Here is a 13,288-nt window from a genome sequence, read left to right on the forward strand (position 1 = left end):
CGTATGGGTGCTGATGCACAAGCACGAACGGAGACGGTGAATAGTGTGACCAATCAGGGCTGGGACGGGGGAGTGATCGGCGGTCTCGTTGGGGCCATTGTGATGGGAGCAATGATCTGGCTGCAAAATCCAGCAGTACTCGACGGTGCAATTCCCGCGATGTACACGCTTGAAGGACCAGCAGTCGGCTGGGTAGCCCATCTGCTCCACGGTGCGATATTTGGGCTGGTGTTCGTTGCCTTCCTCCAGATGCCACTGTTGAACAGACTCGGTGACACCGTCGTTACGGCTGGCGTGGTAGGCCTTCTCTACGGCGGTGCGCTCTGGGTGGTCGCTGCTGGGATACTCATGCCAGTTTGGCTCCAGACGATTGGGTTCGCTGGTGCGCCTGCCGTTCCGGACTGGACACTCCCGGGGAGTCTGGTACCTCATCTGGTCTACGGCGTGTTGCTCGGTGTTGTCTATCCGTTCTTCGCTGGACGGTGACGACTGGAGCACTACCCAGAGAAGACAGTACGACAACCAATTTTTCTGCGATAGAAACTCCATCTGCCGATAGTGGACCATTTACCCACTCCTCCATTTCCGATGGGTATGGAGCTTATAGCACACGGTGGGGCCGGTAGCGCGGTCGAGAACCCGAACGAACGGGCGGCTGTCCTCGAAAACGCAGTCGAAACTGGACGAACCGAAGCCACAGCACTTTCGGCAGCGATCGAGACCGTGAAAGTACTCGAAGAGGCTCCCTCGTTCAACGCCGGCGTGGGGGGTGCCATCCAGTCCGACGGTATCGTCCGGACGGATGCTGGAGTCATGACCAACGACAGATCCGTTGGAGCGGCCTGTTCGATGGCTGGTGTCGCACACGCAAGCGAAGTGGCACGGGTTGTCCTCGAAACGACTCCACACGTGCTCGTCGCCGGCGAGGGAGCCGTATCGTTGGCAGAAAAGGCAGGGATCGACACCGACGCTGAACTGCTGTGTGACCGAACGCGCTCGCGCTGGAACGAGCTTGACGCGCCGGGATCGTCGATCGAAGCGCAGCTATCGTTCGTCCGCGAGCAGTTTGCGGGACACGACACTGTCGGTGCGGTAGCGGCCGACGGCGAGGAGATCGCCGCATGTACCTCGACGGGCGGGCGCTGGTGTGCACTGGCGGGACGCGTCGGTGACGTACCACAGGTTGGATCTGGGTTTTACTGCACGCACGCGGGTGGCGCAAGTGCAACCGGCGAGGGCGAGGCCATCGCCCGGGTGACGCTTGCCAGACGTGCCGTCGACCACCTGGAGCTGGGTCGTGATCCGGCCGACGCGGCGACGCTCGCGATCGAAGAGCTCGAAGACATTACCGGCGGACTGGCCGGCGTCATCGTGATGGATCGCGATGGGAACGCCGGGAGCGCATTCAACACGGAGATGATGCAGACTGACTCGACCAGTGACTGATTGGAGAGCACAACGCCTTTCGTCGCTTCGGCCGCAGGACACCTATGAGCGATGTCGATCTCACAGAAGAGCAGTACGAAAAACACCGCGAGGCGGGCGAGATTCTGGCGACCGTTCGTGAGGGCGCCGCAGAACGCGTCGAGGTCGGTACGAGTCATCTCGAGGTGGCCCAATGGGCCGAAAACGAGATCCGCGAGCTCGGCGGCAAGCCAGCATTTCCGGTCAACATCAGCATCGATCACGAGGCCGCACACGCCACGCCTGGTGTCGATGACGAGGCGACATTCGGCGAGGAGATGGTGAATCTGGATCTTGGTGTGCACATCGATGGCTGGCTGGCCGACACGGCGATTACTGTCGATCTCTCAGGACACGACGAGCTCGCAGAGGCGTCCGAGCAGGCACTCGAGGGAGCACTCGAGATCGTCGAGCCAGGCGTTCACACCGGTGAGATTGGGGCAGAAATTGAGTCCATTATCGACGGCTACGGCTTTAATCCCGTCGTCAATCTCACTGGTCACGGGTTGGGTCACTGGCAACAACACGTTTCGCCGAACATTCCAAACCGGGGCGTCGACTCCGGTGTCGAGCTTTCAGTCGGTGACGTTGTGGCGATCGAGCCGTTCGCCACCGACGGTGGCGGGAAGGTAAACGAAGGCTCCACCGAAGAAATCTTCGCGCTCGAACACGAGCGTTCCGTGCGGAATCGACGGGCGCGAGAGGCACTCGAACAGATCACCGAGGAGTTCAAAACCCTCCCATTTGCCGTCCGCTGGCTGGATGTCGATCGCCCCACGATGGCCATCCGTCGGCTCCAGCGTGCCAACGTCGTCCACAGCTACCCGGTGTTGCAAGAAAACGCCGGCACGCTAGTGAGTCAGAAAGAACACACGATTATTGTCACCGAAGATGGTTGTGAGATAACCACCAAATCGAACTAATCAGATTCCACCAGCGCCGAAAACGATCGTCCCAGTGGTAAGGACGGACTCTACTGCACCAGATCCAAGCAGCCACAACACGCCAGCAATCACGGCGACGATAACCACGATCTTCATCGCAAGATTCAACAGAAAACGACCGACGAGCAACACCGCGACGACGACGGCCAGCGTGATGAAGAAGTTCTGATCCACCACTGGCTGAAGTGTGATGAGTGTGTCCATGCATCTTGCTGTCGCTCGATCACGTAAAACATACCGATCGATCGACGAGGAGTGTCGTTGCCACCCAACGATTTCGTCTCGAAACCGAACGCCCATCGCCGCATAGTGGACGAAACGTTCACTTTCACTCCGGTCCAACAATCGTTATTGAGACCCACAATAGACGATCAGGACGTGCAATCTATCACCCGTAGAGCTACGTGTGATCACACTATCACATACGTCCTGAGCCGTAGCGTTGAAATGATTCGCAGTCGGACTCGCTTTTCATCGATGACCCGAAACCGAGACCAGCCAGTAGCAGCGGTACAACCGCATGCGGGGAGTGGAGTATGAGCCAGCCAGACCACTCCGCGTCCGCAGCAGAGATCACCATTCCGATCAAACGAACCGAGGCGGACACCCTCGAAGGGCGACTGACCGAGAACGCCTACAACAACATCTTGCCCGCGCGATATCTCCGCCAGGACGCTGATGGGAATCTGACCGAGTCCCAGGAGGAGCTGTTCGAGCGGATCGCCAAAAACGTCGCCCTGGCAGAAGCCGTCTTCGAGAGTCGTCGTCGCGACACCGAAATCGCAGTGACGCCGGACCAGCTCAAACCCGACCATCCTCGTCGCGATGAGCTTGCAAGCGACGTGTTCGGTGCTGGCGTGCAAATCGGCGACGATACCGAAACCGCGCTTTCTGTCTACAACGTCAATAAGTTCGCCTACGACACGGTCGTTCCAGAGCTTCCAGCAGAGATTCGTGAGCACGTCGAAACGACCGCCGAAACGTTCCAGGAACAGATGGAACGGCTCTCGTTTATTCCAAACTCGCCGACGATCATGAACGCCGGCGACGAACTCCAGCAACTGTCTGCGTGTTTCGTCATGTCGCCCGACGACGATCTGACCGACATCCACGAAACCGCCAAAAACGCCGCAGAAGTCTTCCAGAGCGGTGGCGGCTGTGGCTATGCGTTCTGGCAGCTCCGGCCGTACGGCGACGCAGTCGGCTCGACCGGCGGGATCGCGTCGGGGCCGATCACGTTCATGCGAACGTACGATCAGCTGTGTGAAACGATCGCGCAGGGGGGAACCCGTCGTGGCGCACAGATGGGCGTGATGCGGGTTTCACACCCGGACGTGATCGAGTTCATCCACTCCAAAAACAAGGACGTTTCACTGGCCCACTGTCTTCGATTGAACGATCCGGACGACTACACGTACACCTCCTTCAGCGAGGCGCTTGAGGAGGCCCGTAGCCTCATCGATGAAGACGGCCGCGTTCCCAAACACCTCCGCAACGCTGTCGAGGGTCATCTCTCCAACTTCAACATCTCTGTGGGCGTTACTGACGGCTTCATGGACGCGCTGTACGCCGGCGAGGAGTTCACGTTCACGAATCCACGCACCGAAGAGCCACACATTGCTACCGCGGAAACGAAAGAGATGTACGCCCGCTACGATCTGGGTGAGTACGTCGAGGTTGGTGAGGAACTCTCCATTCCTGCTGAACTCATCTGGGAGCGCATCATCCAGGGCGCACACGAAAACGGAGAACCCGGCGTTATCTATCTCGAACGGGTGAACAAAGAGCATTCATTCGATATTTCCGAGAACCCAGACCATAAGATTTTAGCAACAAACCCCTGTGGTGAACAGCCGTTGGAGGAGTATGAGGCCTGTAACCTCGGCCACATCAATCTCTCCACGCTGGCTGCAGAGGATGCGCCGGACTGGCGTGTCTGGAACGATGAGCACGGTGAGGCGTACGACTCCCAGGAAGCCGCCGTCGAGGCGTTCCTCGAGGCGTCGCTTGCCACCGAGGAGTTCGACCGGCGCATCGAGATCGGAACCCGGTTCCTCGAGAACGTCGTGACCATGTCGGACTTCCCTGTTGATGAGATCGAAGAAAAGGTCCGCGATATGCGAAAGATCGGACTGGGAATCATGGGGCTGGCCCAGCTCTACATCCAGCTCGGCGTTCGCTATGGCTCCGATGTGGGCAACGAGATCGCTCGCCAGATCATGGTCCACATCAACCACGAATCGAAGTGGACCTCCCACGAGCTCGCCGAAGAACGGGGCAGCTTCAACGACTGGTACGACTCGAAGTACGCCAATCCGACCGCCTACGCCGAGTGGTTCGAACACCACACTGGCCTTTCGGCCGACGACTGGGCGGATGGATTCCCGATCAGAAATCACAACACCGTCACTATTGCCCCAACCGGCACCACCTCCATGGTTGGCAACACGACGGGTGGCTGTGAGCCGATCTACAACGTCGCCTACTACAAGAACGTCTCCGACGACGTGCAGGGCGATGAGATGCTCGTCGAGTTCGACGATTACTTCCTGCGCGTGTTAGAGGCAAACGACATCGACGTGGATGCAGTCAAAGAGGAGGCCATCGAACAGATGGCAGCCAACGAGTTCGACGGGATTGACTCGCTCACCACGGTTCCGGCTGCGATCAGCGAGCTGTTCGTCGTCACCGCTGACATCTCTGCCAAAGAGCACGCTGCCGTCCAGTGTGCGTGTCAGGCTGGCGTTGATTCCTCTATTTCGAAGACGGTGAACGCGCCGCACGACTCAACGAAGGCGGACGCTCGTGAGGTGTTCGAGTACATCTACGATCATGGTGGGAAAGGCGTCACCTACTACCGCGACGGGACGCGCTCGAAGCAGGTGTTGACCACACGCGCCGATAATGCTGAATTCGCCGACGAGAACGAGGCTGCCGCCGTCATCGTCGAGCAGATTCAGCAGGCGTTTGGCGACATCGAGACGTTCCTCGAGAACGAGACCGTCCAGGAGACACAGAAGCTGAATATCGAGGAACTGCTCAAGGGCCGCACGGGCACCGCCTACGCCCGCGAACGGCCACGACCTGACGTGCTCAGTGGTGTGACCCAGCGCATCGATACGGGCTACGGAAAGATGTACGTCAACATCAACGAGGACGAAAGCGGCGAGCCGTTCGAGCTGTTCGCCACGATTGGTAATTCCGGTGGCTTTACCGCCTCGTTCACCGAGGGACTGGCAAAGACGATCAGCTATGCGCTCCGCTCTGGCGTGGATCCGTACGAGATCGCCGAGGATCTCCAGGGAATTCGCAGTCCGAAAGTCGCCTGGGATAAGGGCGAGCAGATCAACTCCATTCCGGATGCGATCGGTGTAGCGATGCGTCGCTATCTCGACGACGAGATCGATAAGCCCTATCCACAACAACAGCCACTGACGGAGGTGGCCGAGGCGAGCGATGAGGATGGCCACTCGGACACACAATCACTGATCGATGCGGGTGAGAGTCCAGAGTGTCCGGACTGCGGTTCGATGTCGCTGTATTTCAGCGAAGGGTGTAAAACCTGTGAGAGCTGTGGCTGGTCGGAGTGCTGATTCGACCGCAATCGTTTGAACGACACGGGTCGTAATCTCTCCCATGCCGGCTGGCCGACCCTGTCCACTCTGTGAGCGTCCGATGGCCCATCGCCACTGCAAATATGTCTGTCCAGCTCACGGCGTGGTATACGACTGTTCGGACACGTTCTGGTGAGCTCACGCGAGCAAGTGACTGTCGAGATACGCATCAAGTGCGTCTCTGAGCTCTCCGAGCGAACGATCACTTCGTGAGACTCGATCAACGCGCCCACCACGAATGAGTGCGACGAGCAATCTGGCGGTTTCATTAGGATCAACCGCGCGGAACTGCCCCTGCTCGATACCGGTTTCGATAAAGCCCGCAATAGTTTCTTTGAGCAACCCATCGATCCGATCGAACTGCTCGCGAAACGACTCGTGGTGGGGAGCCTGCGCACGGAGTTCGAGAAGAACTACGTGAAATTCGTATCCCGATTCGTCGAGGTCGCGAGGAAGTACCCGGTCGAAAAAGGCCCTGAGCTGTGCGTTTGCGTCCTGTTCTTCTACCACGGACACGTCAGTCGCAAACTCTTCGATTACATACCCCAGAAAGGTACTCAACAGGTCATCCTTGTCGTCATAGTGATAATATAGTGATGACTTGCTCATTGTCAGTTCGTCGGCGATTTTCGCCATCGATAGCGCTGCGTAGCCGTGTTCGCACAGCGCTGTGTACGTGGCCGCCATGATCGCTGATTGAGAATCCTCCGGAGAGTCACCTGAGAACGACATGATATCGGTCGAATGGGATGTCACAAAGAAGTAAGTTCCGGCTTGAATCCAACCCATAATTCTACAAGCCCACCGAACGTTCAGTCAGTAATGCCATCGACTGACCAGGCAGTCTCGCTCATCACGCCACCGGCTGCAATCAACACCACCGAGGGACAGCTTGAGCCGTTCGAATGGTACGCTACGATGCGTTCGAACGAGCCGGTCAGGTTCGACGAGGACCGACAGACATGGGACGTATTTCGCTACGAGACTGTTGATCGAATCCTGCGGGATCCAGAGACGTTCGCATCGGATCTCACGCTCGCGGCTGTCCAGTCACCACAGATCGGAAGCGACGAAACCACGACGATGTTGCGGGCAGATCCACCAGCACACGAGCGACTCCGCGGATTCGTGAACGACCGGTTCCAGCCGGGAGCGATTGGCGAGTATCGGGATCGGATCGAGACCCGAACCGAGGAGTTGCTTGACGACCTCGAGAGAGACACGACGTTCGATCTGGTAGAATCATTCGCGTATCCACTGCCGGTCACTATCATCGCAGAATTACTCGACATTCCAACAGAAAACCGAGCACAGTTCAAGGCGTGGTCGGACGCACTCATAGCGCGGCCAACCGAACCGACCAATGGTGCTCGTGAGCGGAATGCACACCGGCGCTATGAGGCCTGGACCGAAATGCGGTCGTTTTTCGGCGAATTGCTCGAGGAACGCCATGGAGAAAGCAGATCGGATCTCGTGGCGCTCGCAGCGAACGCAGACGACCTCACTCGTGACGAACGGATCGGGTTCTGTATCCTGTTGCTCATTGCAGGGAACGTGACAACGACAAATCTGATCACGAACGCGATCTGGTGTTTCGCCGAGGAAGGGGTGCTCGATGCGGTGCAGTCGGGCGAATTCGATCGAAAGCGGGCAATCGATGAGGTGTTACGGTATCGCTCACCGGTACAGCTGTTGCGCCGAGTCGCTACGACAGACCTAACGCTTGGAGGGAAACAGATTGCTGCCGGCGATCGAGTGACACCATGGATTGGCTCGGCAAACCGCGACTCCGATCGATTCGACGATCCATCGAAGTTTGTCCCGTCTCGACATCCAAATCCACATCTTGCCTTCGGACGCGGGATTCACTACTGTCTTGGTGCTCCCCTTGCGCGTATCGAAGCCGACGTTGCGATCGGTCGGTTGCTCGACCGATTCGAAACGATCGAGCCAACACTCTCGACACTATCACCTCGGCCAACATTCCACGGACTGACCGAGCTACAGTGTACCGTCGAGTAGTTGCTCTATTCGTCAATACCCCGGTTGGACGCTTCGACCAACCACAACGTATTACGTTCAACCGTCGATAATCACGGGTGTGACCGAGGATCCAGTGGAACTGGGAGTGCAGTTGCTGGCGCGACTTGAGCACGCAGAGCTCTCGCTGGCCGAGCTCATCGACCGACTCGAGATGATTACCACCCATCCCGCCACCACCAGGGCGATCCTCGACACCGCAGAAACCAGGGGGATCATCGAACGCGACGGCGACACTGTACGGCCAACGAGTGGGCAGTTTCTCTCGTTCGAGAGCGATGTGATCACCAAAACGGGAGAATTTGACTGTCGTCGGTGTGGGACGACGATCTCGACGGGCTATTTCATGCAGTTGCCTGCTGGCGAACACGGGCCCTTTGGTTCGACGTGCATCCGGAAGGTGACGGGCCGCGATTGAGTGCATCGAATTGAGAAGGTTAAAGTCCAACAGGGGGTAAGGGATTACTGCGCCCGGGTGGCTTAGCTGGACATAGCGCCGCACTCATAGGGTAACACCGTGCGGTACCACCGCCTCCCTGGGGTTGCCGTCGCAACCCCATACCTGGGATATGCGGAGATCGTGGGTTCGGAGCCCACCCCGGGCATTCTTCATTACGATTGACTGCGAAAGCAAGCGATTGCGAAACACTGTTACTCCGGCTATCACCAGTTCAGCCATGGGAATGGATCTCTCTTCGTCTCGTCGCGACGCCATCGATCGTCGATGGCGTGCTGTGGTCCTCATAGCGGTATTTCTCTCAACGGCATTCATCTGGGCACTCACACGGCTGTGGACGGTCACAGGAACGAATCCGTCCGGCAAACCGGCAGCCGATTTCACCAGAATCTGGCAACCGCTCGCCGATCGAGTGCTCGCAGGCGCTCCCTTGTACAGTTCCGGCGTTGCGGACAACAAACCACCGCTGTTTCTTGCCGTCGATATCGTGACTGGCTTTGCACCGTCACACGCTGGGGCGTTTATTCTCCTCACGGGCCTCATCAACGGTCTCGTCGCCGTTGTGCTCTGGCGGCTCGGGCGACAGTATGACCGCGAATTTGCTGGCGTGTTGGCCGGGGTGCTGTATCTGGCGTTTGTGCCACTGTTCGATGGACAGTTCATTCAGGCTGGGTCGTACACCGTGTTGTTCGTATTGCTCGCCGTGCACGCCAATCGGGCGATGCTGAGTGGCGTCTGGATCGCCGTTGCTGGGTTATTTTATCAGTATGCCGTGTTGCTCGTCCCTGTCGTGTTCGGCCTGCGACTCACTCAAGATAGGCACACGCCAGTTCGTCGTGGACTGTACTACTGCTTTGGCGGACTCGTAACCGTAGGCCTGGTGTTTCTGGGCGTAGCGCTCCTCTGGTCTCCACGGAGCGCACTGCTTGGCCTCCACTGGTCGTTTGGGCTGCCGACCGGTGTCACGAGTGCGCCAGTCCAATCGTTTACGACCGAGCCAGCGACCTACGCCAGTGGGTTGTGGTTGTTCACCAACCCGAGCAAGTGGGCAGAGGAGATGAGCCACGCCCTGGGCTTTCTCATCCCGCTGCTCATTCCTGTCGGGGTTGCACTTCGAACGGTGCAGTGGCGGATTGCTGATGGTTCTCTCATCTCCCATGCAGTGGTGCTCACCGTCGCTTCGACCATTCCATTGGTAATCAGAACGTATCTGGACTACGTAGTCCTCCTGTTGCCGTTCGTCTGTCTTCTCGCAGCGATTGGACTCATCAAGCTGTTCGAGGCCGCTGACGCGTAGTGTTAGTCCACTATGATTACTGTCCAAAGCGACGACCGAAGGTTCACAGCTCTCAATCGTTCGTCTGTTCGTCTGGGTGCACCAACCCGAAATGATGGCGGAGTTGAGCGTAGCCACCATGCCAGACGAGCAGATAGCTGATCGGTAGCAACGCAAGAACGATACCGGGGGTGTAAAAAACCTGTACGAACGGATCTGGCGGAAGGACTGTTGTTCCAACGAGCAACGCCGTCACCGGTGGAAGTCCGAGCGTCCCGAGTAACCGCTCGCGTCGTGATGGTGGCTGATTTCGCGGGCCAAGTCGATGGCGGACGAGGAGATAGACGAGTCCAAACGGAGCAAAGAAGAAAAACACCGACCCCCAGCGCTCAGGATGTGGCTGGCCACGGGCGGCCACGTCATGGGAGACCCAGCGCGAGACACAGACGCCACTGCAGAGGATGAGGAAGGTCACGACGAGAGCGGATTGAACGCCAAGCGACCCACTGATAGACGGTTCCATGGATGGTAGTAACGTCATGATGGATGAAAAAACGTCCCACCTGCTCATGCGCTACTGGTTGCGGTTCGGGTGAGACTGCAATTTCACCATCGGTTCTCCGTTCCGGCCGACCCCACACCAGACGGCGGTAATAGGTTGATTACCCTGTTGTTCTCGCCGATGGGCTTTTGACTGTAGCTGTCAAACACGAACATGGTCTCTGGCCAGTGATTGGAGACCAATCGATGGGTACTACCGACCCGTCGTGTACATTCTTGGATAGCGGTGCTGGCCGAACAAACGGCCGGCCAGTGTCGTTCTACCACAGATCACCGGCCTTGAGCACCCAGTCTGGACCCCAGTAACAACAAAACGGTGTATTCTAGAATGGCCTCGAATCCGAGGCTAAACGGCTAACCGTTCGTCCCCGCCGGATAGCCCATGCAGATAGCGAACGTCACCCAGTATCACCTCGAACACCCTATGGACGAGCCCTTCTACCCAACGTGGATTCCGGAGTATCCACAATCGGTCCACGAGTGTGAGCTGTTCGAGATCGAAACGGACGACGGGATCACGGGGTACGCGGCGAGTCCGAGTTTCGCCGGCGGACTCGACTACGAAGCCCCGCTCTCGTACTTTCTGCTGGGCGAAGATCCACACAATATCACCGGTATCCGCAAGAAACTCGAGTCCATTGGGCTGATCGGGCCACGTAGTTGGCACGTCGAGCACGCGCTGTGGGATATCATCGGGAAAGATGCCGGAAAGCCAGTGTACGAACTGCTCGGTGGGGAACATGCCGAGATTCCTGTGTACGCATCGACCGGTCAAGTGATGGATACAGACGAGCGGATTGAGTACATTGAACGGCGAATCGCCGAGGGATTCGAGGCCGTGAAACTCCGAATCACCGAGCCAGAACAGACGGAAATCGTCCGGGAAATTCGCGAGGCGTTTCCCGAACTGACGCTGATGGTCGATGCGAACAAGGGATGGGCCGTGCGCGTGATGGACGACGAAACAGCCTGGAGCTACAGCGACGCACTGGCCGTTGCTCGTGATCTCGAATCGATCGGTGGTGTCGCGTGGCTCGAAGAGCCGCTCGATCGTCACGATTTCGATGGCTATGCTCGATTACGCGAGGCGACTGACATCGCGATTGCCGGCGGAGAGTTCGATGATGGCGTCTGGCAGCTCCACGAAGCGCTCAAGCGCGGGGCGTACGACATCATCCAGCCCGATGCAGCGCTGGCAACAGGGATTGAGGGGGGCAAGGAGATTGCGGCACACGCGGCCCAGAACGGCGTCGAATTCGTCCCCCACACCTGGACGAACGGGCTCGGCTTCGTTGCGAATCTCCATCTCGTGTGTGCCGTTGGCGGACGCTGGTGTGAGTACTCTATCGAACCGCCCTGGACGCCAGCCGTCCGCGATTTCATGCTCACCGAGCCGCTCACGCAGGAGGATGGGACGATTGCCCCACCCAGTGAGCCAGGACTCGGCGTCGAAATCGACCCAGCCGTCCTCGACTGACCGAAGCAGTGTTTTGTCTGGGGGACTTTCGTTCAGGTAATGAAAGCGAGCACCACCGAGTCGCTGGATATCGAGGCCATCCGGTCAGACTTCCCGATTCTCCAGCGGGAGGTCAACGAGACGCCGCTCGTGTATCTCGACAACGCTGCGACGAGTCAGACGCCCGAGCCGGTCGTCGAGACGATCGCAGGGTACTACCGCCACACAAATTCCAACGTCGAGCGGGGGATTCATCAGCTGAGTCAGGAGGCTTCGATCGCCTACGAAGAGGCCCACGATCGGGTTGCCGAGTTCATCGGTGCGACCGGCGGCCGCGAGGAGGTCATCTTCACGAAAAACACCACGGAGTCGATCAACATCGTTGCTGCCGCCTGGGGACTCGAAGCGCTCGGCCCTGATGATGAGATCGTGACCACGCAGATGGAACACCACTCCTCGCTTGTAACTTTCCAGCAGCTGGCCGAGCGGACGGGAGCGACGATCAAATTCGTCGAAATCGACGATGATGGCTATCTGGACATGGACCACGCACGCGAGTGCATCACCGACGACACGAAACTCGTCTCCGTGGTACACGCCTCGAACACGCTCGGAACGATCAACCCGGTTGCAGAGATTTCCGAGATCGCCCACAATCACGGCGCGCTCGTGCTCGTTGACGGCGCACAGTCCGCACCACACCAGCCGATCGACGTGGAGGCGATCGATGCGGACTTCTTTGCCTTTTCCGGGCACAAAATGTGTGGGCCGACGGGGATCGGCGTGCTGTATGGCAAACGCGAACTCCTCGAATCGATGCAGCCGTACCTCTACGGTGGCGGGATGGTCCGCAAGGTGACCTACGAGGAGACCACTTTCGAGGAGCTCCCCTGGAAGTTCGAAGCAGGAACGCCAGTGATCGCACAGGGAATTGCGCTGGCCAAAGCGTGTGACTATCTCGATGCAATCGGCATGGAGCGCATCGAGGCTCATGGCCAGGAGCTCACAGCGTACGCCCACGATCGACTCTCGTCGTTCGACGACATCGAGATCTACGGCCCGCCAGCCGACGATCGCGCTGGGCTCGTTTCGTTCAACGTCGATGGCGTTCACGCACACGATCTATCATCGATCGTCAACGACCACGGCGTGGCAATTCGTGCTGGTGATCACTGTACGCAGCCGCTGCACGACACGCTCGGAATTGCGGCCTCCGCGCGTGCATCGTTCTACCTCTATAACACACGTGAAGAGGTCGACGTCCTGATCGAGGCAATCGATGACGCCAGACAGCTGTTTGCGTGAGCAGTGAACTACGACGATACATCAGCCCGTAGGAAAAACCGAAATTTCGGGTGACTCATTCTGTGGCAGTGGGCGTTCTCGAATGAAACTGTAAGTAGTCCGAATTGTGCCTCGAAGATGGGGCGAAATAGAATAAATGCAGAATATTCTTCTAATAGAACGGAGTCATAG

General features: G+C 58.2%; 13 protein-coding genes and 1 tRNA gene. 11 read left to right on the forward strand and 3 right to left on the reverse strand.

Translation table 11 applies throughout. From position 1 onward, the window contains the following. Positions 1-3 precede the first annotated feature (3 nt). The 3 genes from JXQ78_RS08385 (at position 4) to map (ending at position 2,387) form a co-directional block, all read left to right on the forward strand. A complete protein-coding gene (locus JXQ78_RS08385; protein WP_330630322.1) occupies positions 4-486 on the forward strand; it encodes a histidine kinase in 483 nt (160 codons plus the stop codon). A gap of 108 nt (positions 487-594) precedes the next feature. Beyond that, positions 595-1,446 (forward strand): isoaspartyl peptidase/L-asparaginase, encoded by an 852-nt coding sequence (locus JXQ78_RS08390; protein WP_330630323.1) that lies wholly within the window; start codon positions 595-597, stop codon positions 1,444-1,446. Positions 1,447-1,490: 44 nt separating this feature from the next. Further along, positions 1,491-2,387 carry a type II methionyl aminopeptidase gene (gene map, locus JXQ78_RS08395; protein ID WP_330630324.1) on the forward strand — a complete coding sequence of 299 codons (897 nt, stop codon included), beginning with the start codon at positions 1,491-1,493 and terminating at the stop codon, positions 2,385-2,387. Here map and JXQ78_RS08400 read toward each other — a convergent pair whose 3' ends face one another. After that, the gene (locus JXQ78_RS08400; protein ID WP_330630325.1) at positions 2,388-2,612 is read right to left on the reverse strand and encodes a hypothetical protein; all 225 of its coding nucleotides are present in this window, start codon (positions 2,610-2,612) and stop codon (positions 2,388-2,390) included. Between the two features lie 332 nt (positions 2,613-2,944). Between JXQ78_RS08400 and JXQ78_RS08405 the strand changes: the two genes are divergently transcribed. Both JXQ78_RS08405 and JXQ78_RS08410 read left to right on the forward strand, forming a co-directional pair. Further along, on the forward strand, positions 2,945-6,001 hold the full coding sequence (locus tag JXQ78_RS08405; protein ID WP_330630326.1) for an adenosylcobalamin-dependent ribonucleoside-diphosphate reductase: 3,057 nt from the start codon (positions 2,945-2,947) through the stop codon (positions 5,999-6,001). 43 nt (positions 6,002-6,044) lie between these two features. Next, positions 6,045-6,158 (forward strand): HVO_2523 family zinc finger protein, encoded by a 114-nt coding sequence (locus JXQ78_RS08410; RefSeq protein WP_330630327.1) that lies wholly within the window; start codon positions 6,045-6,047, stop codon positions 6,156-6,158. A gap of 2 nt (positions 6,159-6,160) precedes the next feature. On the opposite strand, the gene JXQ78_RS08415 is transcribed toward JXQ78_RS08410, so the two are convergent. Beyond that, positions 6,161-6,754, reverse strand: coding sequence for a TetR/AcrR family transcriptional regulator (locus tag JXQ78_RS08415; protein WP_330630328.1), 594 nt, complete (start codon positions 6,752-6,754; stop codon positions 6,161-6,163). Positions 6,755-6,844: 90 nt separating this feature from the next. On the opposite strand from JXQ78_RS08415, the gene JXQ78_RS08420 reads away from it, so the two are divergent. The 4 genes from JXQ78_RS08420 to JXQ78_RS08435 all read left to right on the forward strand — a co-directional run bounded on the left by JXQ78_RS08420 (position 6,845) and on the right by JXQ78_RS08435 (position 9,816). Further along, complete coding sequence (locus JXQ78_RS08420; RefSeq protein WP_330630329.1) at positions 6,845-8,044, forward strand: cytochrome P450; 1,200 nt, start codon at positions 6,845-6,847, stop codon at positions 8,042-8,044. 79 nt (positions 8,045-8,123) lie between these two features. Continuing rightward, positions 8,124-8,480 (forward strand): DUF5830 family protein, encoded by a 357-nt coding sequence (locus JXQ78_RS08425; protein WP_330630330.1) that lies wholly within the window; start codon positions 8,124-8,126, stop codon positions 8,478-8,480. A gap of 51 nt (positions 8,481-8,531) precedes the next feature. Beyond that, positions 8,532-8,667, forward strand: a tRNA-Met gene (locus tag JXQ78_RS08430). Between the two features lie 72 nt (positions 8,668-8,739). Further along, positions 8,740-9,816 carry a hypothetical protein gene (locus JXQ78_RS08435; RefSeq protein ID WP_330630331.1) on the forward strand — a complete coding sequence of 359 codons (1,077 nt, stop codon included), beginning with the start codon at positions 8,740-8,742 and terminating at the stop codon, positions 9,814-9,816. A 52-nt stretch (positions 9,817-9,868) separates the two neighbouring features. Here the strand turns inward: JXQ78_RS08435 and JXQ78_RS08440 are convergent, their stop codons facing one another. Next, positions 9,869-10,318: a hypothetical protein gene (locus JXQ78_RS08440; protein ID WP_330630332.1), complete on the reverse strand. Its 450-nt coding sequence runs from the start codon at positions 10,316-10,318 to the stop codon at positions 9,869-9,871. Between the two features lie 420 nt (positions 10,319-10,738). Here JXQ78_RS08440 and JXQ78_RS08445 point away from each other — a divergent pair, with 420 nt between their 5' ends. Together JXQ78_RS08445 and JXQ78_RS08450 are read left to right on the forward strand one after the other, a co-directional pair. Further along, positions 10,739-11,833: a mandelate racemase/muconate lactonizing enzyme family protein gene (locus JXQ78_RS08445; RefSeq protein WP_330630333.1), complete on the forward strand. Its 1,095-nt coding sequence runs from the start codon at positions 10,739-10,741 to the stop codon at positions 11,831-11,833. A 39-nt stretch (positions 11,834-11,872) separates the two neighbouring features. Then, the gene (locus tag JXQ78_RS08450) at positions 11,873-13,117 is read left to right on the forward strand and encodes an aminotransferase class V-fold PLP-dependent enzyme (protein ID WP_330630334.1); all 1,245 of its coding nucleotides are present in this window, start codon (positions 11,873-11,875) and stop codon (positions 13,115-13,117) included. Positions 13,118-13,288 lie beyond the last annotated feature (171 nt).

It is taken from the genome of Halocatena halophila (genome assembly GCA_027563145.1).
Classification (GTDB): Archaea; Halobacteriota; Halobacteria; order Halobacteriales; family Haloarculaceae; genus Halocatena; species Halocatena halophila.